We start from the raw sequence: 18,759 nt of genomic DNA on the forward strand, positions 1-18,759 counted from the left end.
CGCTTTTCGCCATAAAGCGTGCGGGCTTCACTGATGATATGTGTCGCGCTAGATGAAGCGCGACAGAAAGCTTCTGGTGCGCGGATGCTGCGGATTGCCGATCACATCCTCCGGCCTACCCTGTTCGACGATCTTGCCACCGTCCATGAAGACGACACGGTCGGCAGCCTCGCGCGCAAAGCCGATCTCGTGGGTGACGACGATCATTGTCAGGCCTTGGCTAGCAAGATCGCGCATGGTCGACAGGACCTCGCCGACGAGCTCCGGATCGAGCGCCGAGGTCGGCTCGTCGAAGAGCATCAGCTTCGGCTTGATCGCCAGCGCTCTCGCAATCGCCACGCGCTGCTGCTGGCCGCCGGAGAGTTGCCGAGGGTAGTTGTGAGCCTTGGCCGACAAGCCAACGCGGTCAAGCAGCGCCAGCGCATTTTCCGTCGCCTGCTTTCGGCTCTCGCCATGGATGCCGGTCGGCGCTTCGATCACATTCTGCAGCGCCGTCATGTGCGGGTAAAGATTGAACTGCTGGAACACCATGCCGATCTTGCGCCGCTGCAGCGCGATCGCATGGTTGGACAGTTTGAGCAGCCTGCCCTTGTTCAACCGATATCCGATCTGTTCGCCGTCGACTTCGATCGAACCGCGATTGATCGCTTCCAGATGGTTGATGCAACGCAGAAAGGTCGACTTGCCGGAGCCGGAAGGGCCGAGGATGACGACCACTTCGCCCGGCATCACATCGAGGTCGATGCCTTTCAGGACTTCGAGATTTTCGAAGGACTTGTGGACGTTGCGCGCCTGCACCAGCGGCGGCAGGTCGGCAACGGTACTGATTGGGGCGTTCATTGGCCCGCCTCCTGTGCCGGCACGAGCGCTGGCGCGCTCTCCGTTGCCGCCTTCGTCCCGCCGGTGCGGCGGTCGGCGCGGCTGTAATAGCGCTCGATGTAGCTCTGGCCGATATTCAGCACCGAGGTGATCAGCAGATACCAGATGACGGCGACGAGCAGCATCGGGATGACTTCGAAGGTGCGGTTGTAGATCGATTGCACGGAATAGAGCAGGTCGGCCATGGCGATAACACTGACGAGCGAGGTCGCCTTGATCATGCTGATGAGCTGATTGCCCGTCGGCGGCACGATGGAGCGCATGGCCTGCGGGATGATGATGCGGCGCAGAGCCCGGCTTCTCGTCATGCCGAAGGCTTCGGCGGTCTCGAACTGGCCTCTGTCGACCGAAAGCAGGCCACCGCGGATGATTTCGGCCATATAGGCGGCTTCGTTCAGCGCCAGTCCGGCGATCGCCGCCGTCATCGGGCTGATGACCGAATTCGTGTCCCAGCTCACGAAGGTCGGGCCGAAGGGAATGCCGATCGATAGCGTCGGGAAGAGCGTCGAAAGATTATACCAGAAGATCAGCTGCACGAGCAGTGGCGTGCCGCGGAAGAACCAGATGAACAGCGAGGCGAGCGTGCTTGCCAGCCTATCCTTCGACATGCGGGCGATCGCCAAAAGCAGGCCAAAGACGATGCCGAGCGCCATGGCGACGACGGTCAGGCCGAGCGAGACATAAAGGCCGCTGATGACGACGGGGTCGAAGAAATACTGGGCGACGACATGCCAGCCGAAGTTTTCATTGTGGGCGACCGACCATGCCCAATAGGCTGCGATCGCAAGCGTGACGACCCAAGCCGCCACACGACCCTTCGGGAACGGCGTGTGGGCATTCGCCACATCCCGTTCCGCAGCATCGCCTGATGGCGATGCGATGTCTCTGGCATTCGTGCTCATTTCGGCAACGTCCCGCCAAGATTGATACCGGGTTCCTTGATCATGTTATTCTCAAGGCCCCACTTCTTCATGATGGCGGCATAGGTGCCATGGTCCATAAGAAGTTTGATGGCGTCCTTCAGAATTGGGCCGAGCGGAGAACCCTTCGGCACGACGGCGCCCTGATAGAGATCCTCGAAGCCGTTCTTCTGGCCGACGCCCGTGAGCTCCAGCTGGCCGTTCGCCTGGGACACGAAATAGGTGAGCGGGGCCTGTGAGGAGAAGAAGGCGTCGGAGCGCTTGGAGCGGACGGCGAGGATCGAGCTCGGCTGATCGGTGAAGGACTGGACCTCGATCGCGCCCTTACCATCTGTCTTGCACTTTTCGGCCTGAACCTGGATCACCTTTTCGGCCGATCCACCCGCCATGACGGCGATGCGCTGGCCGCAGGCGCTGTCGAGCGAGGTGATGCCCTTCGGATTGCCTTTCTGGACTGCGAAGACGACGAATTCCTGGACCCAATCGACGAAGTCGTTGGCTTCCTCGCGGCTCTTGAAATCGCCAACGGGGCCGAAGGCGAATTGATAGCGGCCGGAGTTGATGCCCGCGAGAATGGCAGGCAGGCCGCTGACGCTTTCATGCTCGATCTTCACGCCGAGCACCTCGCCTATCGCATCGGTCAGATCGGCGCTGGCGCCGGTCAGCTTGGTGCCGGTGACGATTTCATAGGGAGGGAAGGAACCGTTGTTGACGGAAATCATCTTACCCGATGTGCGTATGGCCTCTGGCAACTTTGCCTGCAGGTCCTTGTTGACCGAAAGTTTCGGCAGGCTCGCATCCTCGGCGAAGGCAGCACTCGACATCATCAGGCTTGCCACGGCAATGCAGGTCATTTTCTTCAGCGACATGGTCATTCCCCTTTTTGCTTTGCGTCTCTGATTTTTCAGTCGATGGTCAGGCAGCGCTCGTCCGGCTGCCATCAACATCGAACGGGAAAAGTTCCTCCGGCGTCATCAGCCGTGGCAGGATACCCTGCACATGCAGCTCCCCGGCGAAATCGGCGATCATCCTGCGGTTGGCGGCAAAGCCGCTCGCGTCCCAGCCTTCGGGCAGCTCGGTTGCCGATTTCAGCAGCTCATCCAGCATGAAGGGCGTGGTGTCGGCATATTTGCGCCGCTTGCTGAGCCACATGCGCTGCGATTCATCGATGAGCGCGCTCAACTCGGCGATGACCCACGGATGCTCGGCGACGAACTCGGCCTTCAAGCCGATCAGGTGCATGCCCGGTACATAGCCCACATCGGCGAAATAGCGATGTTCCGCGGCGCGGAAATCCGGCAGCAGCTGGCGGAAGCTGGAATTACCGGCGAAATAGCCATCCGGCATGAAGGGCGTGAAGATCGCATCGAGCTCGCCCTCTTTCAGGAGGTCCACCATCGGCCTCTCGCCGGGTGCTGCCTCGATGCGGCCGGGGCGGCCGAAGCCGTCGAGGCGATCGGTGATCGGATGCGCTTCGGTGAGGCGGCCGGCATACCACATGGCATCTTCGACGCCGACGCCTTCTCGGCGCAGCGCTGCCCGTGTCCAGGTATTGCCGGAGTCGCGCCAACCGGTGACGCCGATGCGCTTGCCGGCGAGCTCAGCAAAGCTCGTGATCGGGCTGTCCTTGGTGGTGATGACGCAGCGGTGACGGAAGCCGCGCATGATGAAGTTCGGTATGCCGACCACGCTCTCATCGCCATCAATGCGCATCTGCGTGTAACGGCTGAAGGAAGTTTCGGCGGCATCATAGGTGTCGCTCTTGCCGACATGCGAGATCAGCGTCCCGACCCGGTCCACCCTAATATCGAGCTTGGGGGAGGAGACGTCACCCAGCACCAGAGGGGTCATATAGTCCCAGTCACGAACGGCAAGGCGGAGAGTAAGGGGCATGAAATTCACTCGCGGGAAAACTTGTTTTCTCAACGATTAAATGTTCAATATATGTCGATCAAATGTTATTACGTTATTGAACATTAAAAATGGTGCGAAAAATGAGCGAAGATCGGGACGCGAAATGGTTTGCCGAAAAATTGAGCGATCGGACCATTCGCGGTATCGCGCTTGAGACGAGCGCGCTCATTCGCGCCGGCGCGCTGCCTGTTGGCACCAAATTGCCCCCCATTCGCGATCTCGCTTTTGCCCTTGGGATCAGCCCCGCGACCTTGTCCGAAGCCTGGAGCGAGCTCAGGCGCCAGAAGATCATCAGCGGACGCGGCAGGAACGGCACATGGGTGAGCGGCGATCGCTTCGTCGCCAAGCCGGCGCGGCTTGCAAGCGTCGGCGATTATGGTTCCGACGCCCTGAACCTCACGGCTGCCGTTCCCGATGTGCAGCTGCTGCCGAAGCTGGAGGCGGCGATGGCCTATGGGGCGTCGGCGGAAAATCTCAACAGCTACGAGCGCAGCCGCATCTTGCCGGAGCTTGAGCGCGAAGTCAGGAAGACGTGGCCCTACGAGCCGGAGGCGTTTCTGGCAACTAATGGCGGCTATAATGCCGTCTATACCGTGATCAACGCCCTGGTTATGCCCGGTGCTGCCGTTGCGATCGAAGACCCCACAGGCATGCGGCTTCTGGATATTCTTGAGGATCGCGGTGCGCGCATCATTCCGGTGAAATGCGACGAGGAGGGGCCGCTGCCGTCGTCGCTGGAAGAGGCGCTGCGGTATCGCCCGGTCGCTTTCATCTTCCAGCCGCGCATCCATTCTGTCACCGGCCAGAGCGTGAGCGCGGCTCGGATGGAAAGTCTCGCCGACATCCTTCGCGACAAGGATACATTGATCGTGGAAGACGATGGCGTTGCCGATATCTCGACCGCGCCGCGCCATTCGCTGGGCCGTCTCTTTCCCGATCGCGTCATCCATATCCTGTCGTTTTCGAAGACGCACGGGCCGGATCTCCGTCTCGCCGTATTGTCGAGCTCGCGGGCGATCGTCGAGCAGGTCCAGTCCTATCGCAGCTTCAGCGCCGGTTGGACGAGCCGAATTCTGCAGGCGGCCGGTGCCTGGCTGCTGCGCGATCCGGAAACGGCTGCATGTCTCGATCATGCCCGGCAGACCTATCGGCAGCGCCGGGCCGGCCTCATCGATGCGCTTGGCGAGCGTGGCGTCGATGCGCACCATGGCGAAGGACTATGCGCCTGGATACCGGTCTCGTCGGAGCCTTTTGCAATGGTAACGCTTGCCGCCAGGGGCATTGCGGTGCATCCGGGTGCCAAATTCTCCATTCTGCCCAGCAGTCATTTGCGCGTGGCGACGGCCAATCTTTCGGATCGCCTGGAAGAAGTGGCGGATGCGATCGCGCTCGCCGCCGTCCATACATGACGACAAATCTATCGGCTCGGCGTCGCGCCAATGCTTTTGGGTGCGCCCTTCCAGGCAGACGCATACTTTACCAGCTTCGCCGAAAGCAACGCAATCACGGAAATCGCGACGAGATAGATCGCTATGTAGACCGGCTGCGGCAGAGGGACGTCGCTCATCAGATGTCCGTAGATCTCGGTAAAACCGCGATGGCACATGTAGATCGGGTAGGAGAGGTAGCCGAGAAAAATGCCGGGCCGCTGCAGGCTGGCCGGCAATTCGAGCATCGTGCCGGCAAGGACGATGAGCGGCGAGATCAGGATGCAGAAAACAAGCGCATATTTCAGTGAATAGGTCGGAAGAAACAGCAAGGCCGAGATCGCCGCGATCGGCAGCAGGGCGGCATAGCTGGTCATGGTCCAGCCAAGCGCTGCGCTGCTTCGCAGTCGATAGATGATCATTCCGAGCGTGAAGGAGAAGAAGACACGGGCAAGACCGCCGTCCACCGAGCGCCATTCCCAGCCGAGATCGAGCGATTTGTGGAAGAGGACCGAACCGATCAGCAGCGCCAGAGATGCGGCGGCTATGAGGATCAGGCTTCGTGTTTTCAGCCGGAACAGCGCGAGCGCGAATACCAGATTGGCCAGCAATTCCCAAAATAGCGACCAGGCCGGACCATTCAGCGGATAGAGTGCCCAGATGTCACCAGCCGATCGGGTCAGAAAGCTCGGCGAAGGCAGCATGAAAAGCGTCGTGAGGATGCTTGCGCTCAGATCGGCACGCCCGACGCCTGCCGCCTGCCAATGCAGCAGCAATTGCAAAAGGCCGTAAACGCTGCCGATGAGGAAGAGCGGATAGAGGCGTGCGTAGCGCGCCTTCATGAAGGCAAGAACGGTCATGCCAGCGGCGAGCTTTTCACCGTAGGCTCTGGCGATCACGAAGCCGCTGAGCACAAAGAAGAAATCGACCGCAATATAGGCCGAAGGCGCATAGGGCCTATCGAGGTGGTAGACGACGACGGCAAAGGCCGCCAGGCCGCGCATCGCATCCAGGGCGGCGTATCTGTGTTTCGTTGCGTCAGCCGGCATTGATCGAAACCTCGTTGAGCGGAAGGATTGCGCCTCGGCTACCCGACGGCGCGCGCGCCGAAGAACTCGGTTCTCAAGTTTCGATCGAGCGGGCGCACCCGCGAAAGATTGCCCAGGAATTGGCGGGGATTTGTGAGGACGGACCGATTGAGGAAATGGGTTCTGATCAGGCCGGAGGATTTACTGTGGGCGCCGGCATGGCCGACCCGATAGATCGCGCCGCGGAAGGGAAGGGATCCGAGCGGAGAGCCGGCATCGGCCAGCAGCTTGCCGATGCGCACATGGCTGCCGAGCATGGATTTGATGTAATCGACCTCGGCGTCGGCGAAGCTTGCCGGCAATCGGTAGAGGTCGGAGCGGATGATCAGCGATGTGCCGCAGTAATTGGCGAAGTCGTTATGGTGCAGCAGCAGCCGGCCGCCCTCGTTCCAGAGATAGCCGCGGTCGATCTTCCAGCCGTTGGCGTCGGTATTTTTAGCCGCGAAATCGACGATGTTGGCGCTGACGAAATCGTCGTCGTCGACGATCATGAAGAAGCGGGTGTCGCGCGCAGAAAGCATGCCGCTCAGAACGCGGCGGCCCTTGTCCAGCCGGAATGCGTCGTAGACCTTCTCCCGGTCGGCGCCGTTGATGTCGTGCAGCTGGTTCGGGGGAAATGTGACCCGCTCCGCCGAGAAATTCGGCGGCAGATCGGGCAGATCGGCGCCTTCATTGGCAACCACGACGCCGCGCCAGTTGCCATTGGATTGTCCGGAGATCGAGGCGATCGTTTGCGACAGCCGCCGTTTCAGCGCGGGCCAATCGTTGGAATTGGCCTGGTGGCGAACGGGAATGATGAACGTAACCAGTGTCATGATGCGCCTTTCCGACATTTGCCATTGCTATTGCGGTGACCGAAAGGATCCATCCGGGATTTGCCGCGCTTCGATGTGCCGTTCGCCATGGCCTGCTACTGTACCTTTGCGCGGCGACCTTGCAGTGTCGTCCGCGCGAGGAAGAGAATCCTCTCCTTGCACAGGAGGAGGATAAGGCCCGAATAGGCAAGGCCGCCGACCAGGACTTCACAGATCAGACGGGCTGCAAGCGACCAGTCGTACAAGGCCGACGAGGTTGCCAGCACTGCGACGAGCATGCCGAGATAGGCGGCTATCGGCCGCAGGAACTGGCCGAAATATTCGGCGATGCTGAGGCCGATCAATCGCGAGACCATCCATAGCGTCACCGGCCACAGCAGCAGCACGCCCACCATAAGCCCGAAGACGACGGTCGCCACGCCGTATTTGTGAAGAAGAAGAACGGTCAAGATCGAGACGACGTTACGCACCAGCTGATAATAGAACCACCAGTCGGACCTGCCCTGGCTCGTGATCAGGGAGGCCTGGATGACGCCTATCCCGGCCATCAGCCCGATCACGCAGAAGAAGCGGACCGGCCAGATGGCGGCTGCCCAATGCGGTCCGAAGATCAGGGGAATGGCATCGTCGGCAACGGCTGCAAGCCCCATGAAGGCTGGGAAGGATACCAGCGAGCAGCCGAAGGTCGCCATGAGGAAGGCTTCGCGCACCTTGTCCTTGTCATGCTGCAGGGAGGAGAGCAGCACGTGACTGACCGAATTCAGCCCGCCCGACAGGACATTGTTGAGCATCTCGTAGAGCCGCCGGGCGAAATTGTAGATACCAAGGGCGGCCGGGCTCACCAGGGTGCCGATGATCAGCTGGTCGAGATTCATGGTCTGCAGGAAGCGGTTGCCTGAGGCATAGATGCCGTAATGCAGCAATTCGCGCAGGCTCGAAAGCTTGATCCTGAAACCCGGCAGCCATCTTGCGCCCCAGAATGCTGCGACGCAGGCGGCCGCCGGAGCCGCGATCTGGGCGATTGCAAGCGCCCAGAGGCCGAAGCCTGCAAAGATCAGCGCCAGACAGATGGACGCCGAGACGATCGTGGCGATCGCGGTCCGCGCCGCCGCCAGATGGAAGGACATGGTCCGGCCGATCAGGGCATTGGGGACGATGATCATCATGTCGAAGAAGATTTTCAGCCCGATGATCAGCAGCAGGCTGACGATCTCGTCATGTCCGACCCAATGGGCAAGATGGGGTGAAAGCAGGAACAGCGCGGCATAGAGGATAGCCGCGGAAAGGAAGGACAGCCAGAAAACCGTATCAAGATGACTGCGCCGAATGGATTTTTGCTGGATCAATGCTTCGCCGAAGGCCGTCGGCCCGAAGCCGGCGGTGAAGCTCACGATGGCGAAGGCGAGCGCGACCAGGCCGAAATCCTGCGGCAGAAGAAAGCGCGACGTAACAATGAAGACAAGGCTGTTGAGCGCCGTCGGGATCATCGTATCCAGAGCCGACCAGAAGGCACCCCTCAAAGCGGCCCGCGAGCGGTTTTCGCTCAGATGTTCAAAGACGATTTCATCCGCTTCGGAAATCAGCAAACGCATACCTCGTCGTCCAGATCTCGGAGCCGGGGTTCCGACGTCCGCAAATTGCGCCGTGCCGCTATCGCCCGATCGGCAGGACGGCTTACGGATGCATGATCTAGGCCAGCCCCTCGATTTGTCTAGGGATAATTGTTGCATTGCAACATTGCGTTGCCGAAATTGATCGCACCATCAAGGCAAACGCGAAATCCGCCTCCTCGGGACGGCCGAAAAAGCACTATTGCTACTGTGCGGCGGAGCGGACGTGGGGCTCGTCCCATTCGATCTCCGGTGCTGCATCGCGCTCTTCTCGAGTTTCGTCCATCACGTAGAGATAACCTTCGAGCATATCGCAGGCACGTTCGCTGGCGCCGATCTTCGCTTCCGTTTCACTGATGGCGGTCGCGATCGCCCTGATGCGGGCGCGCAGCATATGGCCGACCACATCCTTGCCCGGACGCTTGCCAAGCCGGTCGAGATGGAGGCCGATGCGGCTGGAATGCCGCTCGAGCTCGCTTTTGCTGAAATTCGCCTTGCGAATTTCTTCGAGAAGACTGGCACGCATCTTGGCAACCGGGTCGAAGGTTCCAGGTTCGCGCTCGTCGAGCACTATCTCGGTAATGAGTTTTTCGATGGCGACCAGCGCCTGCAGGTCGACCGCATCGGTCAATTCCACATCATAGCCGGTATCGTCGAACACTTTGCGGCGCACGGGATCGAGAAGCAGCTCGTAGGCCTTCTGCAGCTTGGCAAAAGCCTCCGTGTCGCCGCCGGAATCCGGATGGGCCGCCTTCGCGCGCTTGCGATAAGCCGCCTTGATCTGCTCTTCGTTCGCATCGCGTGCAACGTCGAGAATATCGTATGGATCAGTCACTCCAACTCCTGCCGCCGCTTATTCCAGTTTCGAGGCCCTAGCCGCTGATCTTGCCGGCGGGGTTTAAACTTGCCGCTAGGCTGTTTCAACCGGCCCCGGCGCTATTTGTACCATCAGAAAGGCAGAGTTTGGACAAAAAGAGTCCCGTGTCAAAACCGAATTGCCTCTTCTGTGGAAATTCAGCGTCTAGGATCGTTCGGTCGAGGAAGACGATCGAGCGTGCCTGCTTGAGCGGATAGAGTTGGCAACGATAGGGCTTGTGGAACGTCAGGGTCTTGCGGTGACCTAACGGCAATCGGCCCGCTCCCTTGAAGGAAGCGGGCCAATCAAAGAATGCTTCAGCTTTCAAGCGGCCGAGAACGGCACGGCGACGAAGGTCTTGTTGCCGTCGCGCTCGATCAGGAGCAGCACGGATTTGCGGCCATCCTTGCCGGCCTTGGCGACGGCCGTCTGCACCTCATGGGCGTTGTGGACTGGCTGATCGTTGACCGAGACGATGATATCGCCGGTCTGAATGCCGGCCGCGGCAGCCGACTTGTCCGGATTGACGCTGGCAACGACAGCGCCCTCGACGCCATGCGGCAGGTTCAGCTGCTCACGCACATCAGGTGTGAGGTTAGCAAGACCGACACCGATGCTCGGCTGGTTGGAGGGCTGCACCTTGCCGTCACTATTGTCGTTGGCGGCCTGCTTGCTGTCGTCATTGCCGCCGATGGTGACATTGACGTCCAAGCTCTTGCCGTCGCGCCACAGCGTGACCGAGCGCTTGTCGCCGGGAGAGAGGTCGGCGACCAGTCGCGACAGGTCCTTCGGTGTCTTGACGGCCTCGTTGCCGACGGCGGTGACGATATCGCCGCTCTTGATGCCGGCGCGTGCGGCTGGTGTATCGTCATTGACGCTGGCGACGAGCGCACCCTGCGCCTGAGAAAGGCCCATGGCATTGGCGACATCGGAGGTCACGGGCTGGATCGCGACGCCGAGATAGCCGTGATCGATCGAGCCGTTCTTTTCCAGTTTGGCGACGATCGCCTTGGCTTCATCGGAGGGGATGGCAAAGCCGACGCCGACACTGCCGCCGTTCGGCGAATAGATGGCGGTGTTGATGCCGACGACATTGCCTTCGCGGTCGACCAGCGGCCCGCCGGAATTGCCGTGGTTGATCGGCGCGTCGATCTGGATGAAGTCGTCATAGGGGCCGCTGTGCAGGTCGCGGCCGCGAGCTGACACGATGCCGGCGGTGACGGTGGTGCCGATACCGAAGGGATTGCCGATCGCCAGAATCTGATCGCCGAGCTTCAGCTTGTCGGAGTCACCCCAGGCAATGGTTGCGAGCGGCTTCGGAGCCTGGATCTTCAGGACGGCAAGATCGGACTTGGCGTCGGCGCCGAGCAGCTTGGCGGGCAGTTCGGTGCCGTCGTCGAGCGTGACCTTGATGTCGACGGCGTTCTGGATGACGTGGTTGTTGGTGACGATGACACCATCGGGGCTGATGATGAAGCCCGAACCGAGTGCCATTGCGCGCTGGCTTTGCTGCTGATGCGGCATCTGCTTCGGGAAGGGGATGCCCTGGTTTTCGAAGAACTGGCGGAACTGTTCGTCCATCGGCGAATTGCCGCCGTCGGCGCTCGTATCGGTCGCCTTCATCGTTGTGGTGATGGTGACGACGGCCGGCTTGTCGGCGTCGACGATCGGAGCGAAGGAGCCGCCGGGCGCGATGATGCCGGCCGGTTCGGCGGCCGAGGCGACGGTTGCGGATGTGCTGAAGGCAAAAGGCAATGCGCCGGCGCCGGCGATGATGGCGGCACCGACGATGGCGGCTGTACGATGTTTGCGGAGAAGAGAAGGCATGGCAAAAGTCCCTTGCGAGATCGTTGGCGGTTTGGCGGCCCGTCATATCGGGAACGAGCTTCGATTGATCCGCGCCAATTTGCGAGCGACTTGCTTCCCGTTTTTACTGAAGGAAGCAAAGTATAGATTTGAATTGGCGCTTGGGGTTAATATGATCCGCCGGGAAACTTTTACAAATTAAATATTGATCATGTTTTTATTGCGAGATTTTAAGATATTACATGAATTTAATGTTGCTCAGCCGGAATTTTTCCACATTTAGCTTTGCGCTACGGGCCATCTCTTGAGAGCCTCCGTTCCAAGCTCCGTCAGTGCGTAGATGCCGCGGTCGATGCGCTCGAACCAGCCATAGACGTTATCTCTCAGAATTTGTGGGGCCTTCGGTGCCGCTTCCCGCATGTCCTTCGGGCGCTGCACGCCGTTTTCGATGGCGGCGGCGCAGGCAAGCGCCTGCTGGCGATAGGCAGTCATGATCGGCTTGCGTGTGCTGCCGCCGAGAGCGGGATCGCCCTTGCGCCGGCGATGTTCGTCGACAAGGCGCGATCTGCGCCGCGCATTCTTGCGGGGCATCGGCGCAACGGGAGTGACGACTATATCGACTTGGTCGTTGCCCGAGACAGTAAGCATGCCGAAGCCTAGCCTTCGGCAAAGATCGCGGAACCGGCGATCGCCTTCCCGGCCCTTGCCCTTTGCCGAGACGCGGGCGGCGATCCAGACTTCGTCGCTGGCGGCGGCCCGATCGACAGCCTGCAGGATGAGCTCAAGATTGAAGCTCATCTTCAGCTCGCAGATGACGACGATGGGCGGTTCGCCGTCAGTCAGTCCCACAAGGTCGCAGCCGCCGATTTCGCCTTTCACGACATAGCCTGCGGCTTCGAGAAATGACTTGATCGGGAGATAGAGCGCCGTTTCCAAATCCGCCTCCGGCCTTTGAATATCGTCTTGTTCTATCCGATTCGGTTAACCAGAAAGTCGATAAAGGCGCGGATGCGGGCGGCCAGATGCTCATGGCCGGCATAGACGGCGTGGATATGCTCGATGTCTTCCGGATTGAAATCGTCGAGGATGGGTACGAGCCTGCCGGCGTCGAGATCCGGCTGGACGTGGAACTGGCCGACGCGGGCAAGGCCTATCCCCGCAACGCAAAGGCTGCGAACGGTCGGGCCGTTGTTTGCCTGGAGGTTGCCTTGCACGGTTTTCACGAAATGGGCGCCGCTCTTCGGATCGCGAAAGGGCCAGCCTTCGGCAGTCGGTCGGAAGTTGAACGTGAGGCAGTTGTGATGATCGAGCTCATCCGGCGTTGCCGGCCGGCCGTTTCGCTCGATGTAGGCGGGTGCCGCGACGATGACGCGGTGGCTGTCCATCAGTTTGCGGGCTTTGAGCGAACTATCCCGCAAGATACCGGCGCGGATGGCGACATCGGCCCGCTCGCCGACGATATCGATGACACTGTCGGTCAAGGAGATGTCGAGTTCGATCTCAGGATAGCGCCGCAGAAAATCCGGGATGATCGGCACCAGATAACAGACCCCGAAAGCGACGGAGGCGCTGACGCGCAGCGGGCCGCGCGGCACCGCGGCGCCGCCTGATGCCACGATCCGTTCCGCTTCCTGAATATCGGCCAGGATCGTTCGTGCCTTTTCGAGATAGATCTCTCCCTCGGGCGTCAATTGCAGGGAGCGGGTGGTACGCACCAGGAGGCGAGTGCCCAGCCGCTCTTCCAGCCGGGTGACGAGCTTGCTGACGGCCGAGGGCGAAAGACGCAGCCTGCGGCCAGCTGCGGAAAAGCTGCTGAGAGTGGCCACCTGAACGAAGACATCCATCTCGCCGGCGCGATTGTCCATTTGCAACTCACTCTTTTGAATTCAATTCACAAGTGTTGAGTTGATATAGCCGATTATCGTTCGAATGTCGCTACGCCATATTCTTCCCGAACAAGAACTCGCGCATCCGCAGCTGGCGGGTGCCATTTGATCGGGTGATCTCATGCCTCTGGCTCTCTTTGCCTTGACGATCGCTGCCTATGCGATCGGCACAACCGAATTCGTCATCGTCGGTCTCCTGCCCACCGTCGCAAGCGACCTTCACATCAACCTGCCGCTCGCCGGTCTCATTGTCAGTGTCTACGCACTCGGCGTCACCTTCGGTGCGCCGATCCTGACGGCGCTTACCGGCCGCATCGAGCGCAAACCGCTGCTGCTCGGCCTGATGGCGCTGTTCATCGTCGGCAACGGCATGGCCGCCTTGAGCCCTGGCTATGCGCCGCTGCTCGTCGCGCGCGTGCTTTCGGCCTTCGCCCATGGTGTGTTCTTCTCTGTGGGATCCACCATTGCCGCCGATCTCGTGCCTGAAAACCGCCGTGCTTCCGCAATCGCCATGATGTTCATGGGCCTGACCGTTGCTATCGTCACAGGTGTTCCCCTAGGCACTTTCATCGGCCAGACTTTCGGCTGGCGCGCAACCTTCGCAGCCGTCGCGGGTCTTGGCATCATTGCCTTTGTCGCCATTCTGCTGCTTCTGCCGTCCAGCCTGAAGAAGGCGCCGCCGGCCGGCATCGGTGAACAGGTCCGCGTGCTTGCAAGCGGCCGGTTGCTGATCGTCTTTGCCATGACGGCACTCGGCTATGGCGGCACCTTCGTCGCCTTCACCTTCCTGGCGTCGATCCTGCAGGAAGTGACCGGCTTTGCCGCTTCCGCCGTCAGTCTCATTCTTGTGCTCTACGGTATCGCCATTGCCATCGGCAATGTTGTCGGCGGCCGTCTTGCCAACGGCAATCCGGTCCGTGCATTGACCTGGCTCTTTGTCGCTCAGGCTCTCGTGCTTGCTCTCTTTAGCTTTACCGCCGTCTCGCCCTGGCTTGCCATCCCGACGCTTGCGGCGCTTGGCTTCCTGTCCTTCGCCAATGTGCCCGGGCTGCAGCTCTACATCGTCCAGCTTGCCCGGCAGGTTCGCCCCGCCGCAGTCGATGTCGCCTCGGCGCTCAATATCGCCGCCTTCAATCTCGGCATTGCCGCCGGAGCCTGGATCGGTGGGCTGGTGGTGGAATCCTCGCTTGGCCTTAGCGCCACGCCTTGGGTCGGCGCGATCCTGGTCGTCGCGGCTCTGGTGCTGACCCTGTGGAGCGGCGCGCTCGACCGCCGCTCGGCTTCCGCGGCGCAGGCCGTCTCCTGCGCCGCCTGATCAAAACCCGTACCGAAAGGATCATTCATGAAAATCGTCAGCGCCAATGGCGCATCCATTCCCGCCCTGGGTTTCGGCACTTTCCGTATGCCGGGGCCTGATACGGAACGCATGGTCGCGCATGTTCTGGGCAATGGCTATCGTCACATCGATACCGCCCAGATCTATGGCAACGAGGCCGACGTCGGCAAAGGCATCCTTCGTTCGGGTATTGCTCGCGGCGACTTGTTCCTGACCACCAAGGTCTGGGTCGAAAATTATCGGCACGATGCTTTCATTGCCTCGGTGGATGAAAGCCTGAAGAAGCTGAAGACCGATTATGTCGATCTCCTGCTTCTACACTGGCCAAACGACGCGGTACCTCTGGCCGAGCAGATTGCCGCATTGAACGAGGTCGCAAAGGCAGGCAAAGTTCGCCATATCGGCGTGTCCAACTTCAACCGTGCCCTGATGCGCGAGGCGGTTCGGCTCAGCGACCTGCCGCTCGTCACCAACCAGGTCGAATATCATCCCTATCTCGACCAGTCGCCCATCCTCGAGGCCGCCGCCAGCCTCGGCATGTCGGTGACCGCCTATTACGCCATGGCGGATGGCAAGGTGCTTTCCGATCCGATGCTGAAGGACATCGCCGCCAGGCACGGCAAATCGATCGCCCAGATCGTTCTGCGCTGGATCGTGCAGCAGGGGTTGATCGTCCTTTCCAAGACTGTGTCGGAAGACCGTGCGGCGAAAAATGCCGCCATCTTCGACTTTGCGCTTTCGCAGGATGAGATGGCTGCGATCCATGCTCTCGCGCAGCCGAACGGGCGTATCGTCAGCCCTGACGGCCTGGCGCCGATCTGGGACGAAGCGGCCTAATATTGATGGTCCAGCGAACAAGGGAGCCGCTCAGCGGCTCCCTTTTTGTGTTTGGTGGCTCAAGCCTTGAAGTCCAGCTCGACCTCGCAGGCGCCGATCGAGGCTGGCAACAGCGGCTTGCGGCTGCGCTGGCCGAATTGCCGCTTGAAGCCGAAGACATTGCAGATCAGGCTCTTGGTATAGAGACCGGGACCGCTCGAATAGATGCGCCAGCCGCCGTCGACGGCGATATCGCCCGCCTTGACGCGCGCCCATTGCGCAGATGCCTGATAGCGGTCGTCGAAGGCCGCATCGCTGCTGCTGAAATAGGTGTTGCGCTGGCGCAGCGACGCATGCTCCACCCGGCCGCTGACGGCGATCGGGTTGGCGAGCGCGAGCGCCTGCCATACGGCCTCCGCGTCGTCGTCGAGGGCAAGGGCCTCGCAGTAGCGCAGATGCGCATGCACATACATGAGCCCGATCTCGCGACCGAAGAAGGACGAGGATTCGGCGCGACGGAAGAGCTTTTCCGGACCACCGGAATAGGTTGCCGGCTTTTCCATCAATCGGACGCCATCCGGGAACAGCAGGTTCTCGCGGATGATCTTCATGTGGGCATGGCGCTGATCGGGCGTGAAGAGGCCGCCGATCATCGGCTGGGTCATCGCGATCAGCGAATAATGGAGACCGGTGCGCGTATCCTCCGGATGCAGCAGCAATTCGACACCGTCATGGCTCGGATCGAAGACGCCATAGCCGGCAACGATGCCATCGCGCATCAGAAGCCGGTTGAAATCGGCGCGCATGGCAACGGCGGTCGCCTGCAGCGACTGCGCTTCCTCATTGCGGCTGGCGAGCGTCAGGATATTGGCGTAGCGCACAAGCTGTTCATATAGAAGTGAAACAGTCCAGCTGCTGACCATCCAATCCCGCAGATGCGGGTCGGCCGGCTGCAGGCTGTCGTTCCAGTCGCCTTCGCCGTAGCGGATGAGGCTCGTGCCCGGCACGAAGCGGCTGCGCACCGTCTCCAGCAATTTCTCGACGTGATCGGAGATCGTCGCACGTTCCGACGTCAGCTGCATCGTGTCGTCGGCGCGCCACGGCACCGTTCTGGTAAGGAAGGTGAGGTCGCCGGTCGCTTCGATATAATCGCAGAGCGCCTTCAGCGGCCAGACGACGATATCGCCATGCGCCTCGCCGGCGCGGATATTGGCATAGGGCTCCAGCATGAACCATTGCGGCCAGTCGCCGCGATCGCGGTACTGCTCTGAAAAGAGCGTCGAAAGGATCTGCCGGACTTCTTCGTCATGCTCGTAGGCAAGCAGGAATTCGATCGGCCCCTGGCAGACGTCGCGCGTGCCCCAGGCAGCCCCCGTATATTGTTCCAGTCCATGCGGCACGCTCAAATGCACGATCGCATCATGCGCGATCCAGGGCAGCATCACGGCTTGTGCCGCCACATCGCGGCCATCGCCTTCGATGCGTGCGCCCCGCGTCACATGGCTCCAGAAGCGGCGCGCCGGCGCCAGCATCTCTTCACTGTCGACACCGGCGCTGTAGCGCGCGGCAAGAGCTTCCGCCGCATCCGGATCGGTCATCGAGCCCGTGACGGCAAAGCGCAATTCCTTCGTCGGATGCGATTTCAGCGCGATGAACGGGCCGTTGCGGGTCGTGCCATCGGTGTAAAGCAGCTCGTCGCCGCCGATGGTCTCGAGGGCATCCGGTGTCGAGGTGACGAGATGGTATCCAGCCTTTGGATATCGATCCCATAACCAGGACGGCTGCGGCCGGAAGGAGATACGTTTGGCTGCCGCATCGACCGAAATGTTCGCCACGGCCTCATAGTCGCGTTCGCCGAGGACGATATGGCCGAAGACGAGGAAGCGGCAGGCTTCGCCCTCCGCCGAAATGCTCCATTGCATGGCCGGATCGTCGCCGGAGGCGATTGCCGAAACGATGATGGTGCGACCGGGGAGCTTGTAGATCCAACGCGTGTCGCTCAAGCCCATCTCGAAGGCGGCGGGCACGCCGAGTAGGCGCCAGCCATCGCCAAGGTCGACGAGAATGCGCAGGCCGCTCGACCGCGTCAGATTGTAGGGATCGCGCGAGACCGAGAACAGCTTGTGGAAGGAGGTGTTGCCGATGGTCAGCTGCGCGGCGAAGATGCCCTGCATCCAGCAGGTGGCAGCCAGCGTCTGGTCGTCGAGCAGCATGTTCTGGCCGCTGCGAACGATAGCGCCATGGCGGCGGGTCACCAGGCGTTCTTTTTCCTGGAGCACGATGTGCCTGTTGTGCGGTCCATTCGGCACGAAGAATGAGAGCAGCTTTCCGTCGGCATGTTCTTCCAGCATACGCTGGGGGTAGAGCGCATCGATCGCGGCTTGATCCAGGCCGCCGCTTTCCGCAAGCGGCGCATCCTGCACGAGGCTGCGTACCGATTGGGCGACAGCAATCGTGTCGATCGCCAATTCGCCCTGAAGTTTCGGCAGGCCATCGAGATGGGCAAGATCGGCATCGCTGGAAGCGGTCGGATGATCGGCGACGAAGAGGCCGAAGAAGGTCGTCGCAGTTGCATCGCCTGCTGCGAGCGAAAGCGGCTTCGACTGGATCGCCGGGCAGGCGACCTCATGCTGGCGGCGCGCGCTGGGCAGGCTGGTGCCGAAGTCCGGCACCATGACGCCATCGTCGCCCTTCGATGGCACCAGCAGCTGGATTGCATCGGTCGCGTAAGCCGCGGCACCCTCGATGCAACCCTGTGCGAGCCAAGGATTTCGCCCGCCGCCCTGCTTAAGATTTTGTCGATTCATGATGACAGGACCGAAGGCGGCATGGGTGGCGATGTGATGGTCGATATATTGTGAGGCATAGGCCTCGCTGTTCATCAGGAAGCCGCGATCGCCGAGGCCGACATCCTGAACGAGAACGAGGTCGGCTGAAATGGTGGCGCTCGTACTGTTCTGCAGCGATACTTGCCAGAACCATGCGGTTTTATTCGGGTGCAGCCGTAGACTGACCGTATGCTTCACACCGGCCGTCTCGCCGCTCCAGGAAAAACCGTTTCTGCCATGGCCGAATTGTACGGCAGCCTTCGGACCGACGATTTCAGCCGTTACCGGCTTGGCGCCACCGATGCGCAGAAAGAGCCGGCCGATGCCACCATAGACGGGCGAACCGAGCACCTGGTTGATCATTATGCCGCCCTGCTGGTCGGCAAAATCGATCGAAAACAGCGTGCCGTTCGGCAGGGCGGAAGCCGAAAGACCGGCGGTGTTGCCGAGTGTGATGAGGCCAAGTTCTTCGCGGCGGGGCGTTTGAAAGCTGCGATTGGTGTCCGAGGACATAAGCGTGATCTCGCTGATTCATGGATCGGATGAGGGGCACTAGATCACAAGGCGACGACCGATCA

General features: G+C 60.9%; 16 protein-coding genes. 4 read left to right on the forward strand and 12 right to left on the reverse strand.

The genetic code is table 11. The features are described 5' to 3' along the window. Positions 1-48: 48 nt before the first annotated feature. The 4 genes from PH552_RS07110 to PH552_RS07125 are packed head-to-tail and all read right to left on the reverse strand — an operon-like array spanning position 49 to position 3,692. The gene (locus PH552_RS07110) at positions 49-840 is read right to left on the reverse strand and encodes an amino acid ABC transporter ATP-binding protein (RefSeq protein ID WP_246698436.1); all 792 of its coding nucleotides are present in this window, start codon (positions 838-840) and stop codon (positions 49-51) included. After that, positions 837-1,781: an amino acid ABC transporter permease gene (locus tag PH552_RS07115; protein WP_285165785.1), complete on the reverse strand. Its 945-nt coding sequence runs from the start codon at positions 1,779-1,781 to the stop codon at positions 837-839. The genes PH552_RS07110 and PH552_RS07115 overlap by 4 nt, the downstream gene beginning before the upstream one ends. Then, complete coding sequence (locus PH552_RS07120; protein WP_183761156.1) at positions 1,778-2,668, reverse strand: ABC transporter substrate-binding protein; 891 nt, start codon at positions 2,666-2,668, stop codon at positions 1,778-1,780. Before PH552_RS07120 ends, PH552_RS07115 begins: the two co-directional genes overlap by 4 nt. 46 nt (positions 2,669-2,714) lie before the next feature. Then, positions 2,715-3,692 carry an ABC transporter substrate-binding protein gene (locus tag PH552_RS07125; protein WP_183761153.1) on the reverse strand — a complete coding sequence of 326 codons (978 nt, stop codon included), beginning with the start codon at positions 3,690-3,692 and terminating at the stop codon, positions 2,715-2,717. A gap of 101 nt (positions 3,693-3,793) precedes the next feature. Between PH552_RS07125 and PH552_RS07130 the strand changes: the two genes are divergently transcribed. Further along, positions 3,794-5,122 (forward strand): aminotransferase-like domain-containing protein, encoded by a 1,329-nt coding sequence (locus PH552_RS07130; protein ID WP_183761151.1) that lies wholly within the window; start codon positions 3,794-3,796, stop codon positions 5,120-5,122. 8 nt (positions 5,123-5,130) lie between these two features. Here PH552_RS07130 and PH552_RS07135 read toward each other — a convergent pair whose 3' ends face one another. From PH552_RS07135 to PH552_RS07155, 5 genes are all read right to left on the reverse strand, one after another. Beyond that, positions 5,131-6,189: an acyltransferase family protein gene (locus PH552_RS07135; protein WP_183761149.1), complete on the reverse strand. Its 1,059-nt coding sequence runs from the start codon at positions 6,187-6,189 to the stop codon at positions 5,131-5,133. Between the two features lie 38 nt (positions 6,190-6,227). Further along, positions 6,228-7,043 (reverse strand): galactosyl transferase, encoded by an 816-nt coding sequence (locus tag PH552_RS07140; RefSeq protein WP_183761147.1) that lies wholly within the window; start codon positions 7,041-7,043, stop codon positions 6,228-6,230. A 95-nt stretch (positions 7,044-7,138) separates the two neighbouring features. Further along, complete coding sequence (locus PH552_RS07145; protein ID WP_483315483.1) at positions 7,139-8,629, reverse strand: lipopolysaccharide biosynthesis protein; 1,491 nt, start codon at positions 8,627-8,629, stop codon at positions 7,139-7,141. A gap of 229 nt (positions 8,630-8,858) precedes the next feature. Then, positions 8,859-9,488: a DnaJ domain-containing protein gene (locus PH552_RS07150; RefSeq protein WP_183761144.1), complete on the reverse strand. Its 630-nt coding sequence runs from the start codon at positions 9,486-9,488 to the stop codon at positions 8,859-8,861. A gap of 345 nt (positions 9,489-9,833) precedes the next feature. Continuing rightward, entirely contained in the window at positions 9,834-11,336 is a 1,503-nt protein-coding gene (locus PH552_RS07155; RefSeq protein WP_183761143.1) for a DegQ family serine endoprotease, read from the reverse strand. Here PH552_RS07155 and PH552_RS07160 point away from each other — a divergent pair. Further along, positions 11,335-11,517 carry a hypothetical protein gene (locus tag PH552_RS07160; protein ID WP_285165786.1) on the forward strand — a complete coding sequence of 61 codons (183 nt, stop codon included), beginning with the start codon at positions 11,335-11,337 and terminating at the stop codon, positions 11,515-11,517. The genes PH552_RS07155 and PH552_RS07160 overlap by 2 nt on opposite strands. A 77-nt stretch (positions 11,518-11,594) precedes the next feature. Here the strand turns inward: PH552_RS07160 and PH552_RS07165 are convergent, their stop codons facing one another. Next, positions 11,595-12,251 (reverse strand): DUF2161 domain-containing phosphodiesterase, encoded by a 657-nt coding sequence (locus PH552_RS07165; RefSeq protein ID WP_285165788.1) that lies wholly within the window; start codon positions 12,249-12,251, stop codon positions 11,595-11,597. A 32-nt stretch (positions 12,252-12,283) separates the two neighbouring features. After that, positions 12,284-13,180 carry a LysR family transcriptional regulator gene (locus PH552_RS07170; RefSeq protein ID WP_183761139.1) on the reverse strand — a complete coding sequence of 299 codons (897 nt, stop codon included), beginning with the start codon at positions 13,178-13,180 and terminating at the stop codon, positions 12,284-12,286. 142 nt (positions 13,181-13,322) lie between these two features. Here PH552_RS07170 and PH552_RS07175 point away from each other — a divergent pair, with 142 nt between their 5' ends. Then, on the forward strand, positions 13,323-14,516 hold the full coding sequence (locus PH552_RS07175; RefSeq protein ID WP_183761137.1) for an MFS transporter: 1,194 nt from the start codon (positions 13,323-13,325) through the stop codon (positions 14,514-14,516). A gap of 27 nt (positions 14,517-14,543) precedes the next feature. After that, positions 14,544-15,374 (forward strand): aldo/keto reductase, encoded by an 831-nt coding sequence (locus PH552_RS07180; protein WP_183761135.1) that lies wholly within the window; start codon positions 14,544-14,546, stop codon positions 15,372-15,374. 59 nt (positions 15,375-15,433) lie between these two features. Here PH552_RS07180 and PH552_RS07185 read toward each other — a convergent pair whose 3' ends face one another. Beyond that, on the reverse strand, positions 15,434-18,694 hold the full coding sequence (locus PH552_RS07185; protein ID WP_183761133.1) for a GH36-type glycosyl hydrolase domain-containing protein: 3,261 nt from the start codon (positions 18,692-18,694) through the stop codon (positions 15,434-15,436). Positions 18,695-18,759 lie beyond the last annotated feature (65 nt).

It is taken from the genome of Rhizobium aureum (assembly GCF_030182495.1).
In the GTDB taxonomy this organism is placed as follows: Bacteria; Pseudomonadota; Alphaproteobacteria; order Rhizobiales; family Rhizobiaceae; genus Rhizobium; species Rhizobium tropici_C.

Bases quoted from the DNA above. Each gene is read 5' to 3' on its own strand.
- PH552_RS07110 (WP_246698436.1), bottom strand. From the start codon at position 840: ATGAACGCCCCAATCAGTACCGTTGCCGACCTGCCGCCGCTGGTGCAG.
- PH552_RS07115 (WP_285165785.1), bottom strand. From the start codon at position 1,781: ATGAGCACGAATGCCAGAGACATCGCATCGCCATCAGGCGATGCTGCG.
- PH552_RS07120 (WP_183761156.1), bottom strand. From the start codon at position 2,668: ATGTCGCTGAAGAAAATGACCTGCATTGCCGTGGCAAGCCTGATGATG.
- PH552_RS07125 (WP_183761153.1), bottom strand. From the start codon at position 3,692: ATGCCCCTTACTCTCCGCCTTGCCGTTCGTGACTGGGACTATATGACC.
- PH552_RS07130 (WP_183761151.1), top strand. From the start codon at position 3,794: ATGAGCGAAGATCGGGACGCGAAATGGTTTGCCGAAAAATTGAGCGAT.
- PH552_RS07135 (WP_183761149.1), bottom strand. From the start codon at position 6,189: ATGCCGGCTGACGCAACGAAACACAGATACGCCGCCCTGGATGCGATG.
- PH552_RS07140 (WP_183761147.1), bottom strand. From the start codon at position 7,043: ATGACACTGGTTACGTTCATCATTCCCGTTCGCCACCAGGCCAATTCC.
- PH552_RS07160 (WP_285165786.1), top strand. From the start codon at position 11,335: ATGGCAAAAGTCCCTTGCGAGATCGTTGGCGGTTTGGCGGCCCGTCAT.
- PH552_RS07155 (WP_183761143.1), bottom strand. From the start codon at position 11,336: ATGCCTTCTCTTCTCCGCAAACATCGTACAGCCGCCATCGTCGGTGCC.
- PH552_RS07170 (WP_183761139.1), bottom strand. From the start codon at position 13,180: ATGGACAATCGCGCCGGCGAGATGGATGTCTTCGTTCAGGTGGCCACT.
- PH552_RS07175 (WP_183761137.1), top strand. From the start codon at position 13,323: ATGCCTCTGGCTCTCTTTGCCTTGACGATCGCTGCCTATGCGATCGGC.
- PH552_RS07180 (WP_183761135.1), top strand. From the start codon at position 14,544: ATGAAAATCGTCAGCGCCAATGGCGCATCCATTCCCGCCCTGGGTTTC.
- PH552_RS07185 (WP_183761133.1), bottom strand. From the start codon at position 18,694: ATGTCCTCGGACACCAATCGCAGCTTTCAAACGCCCCGCCGCGAAGAA.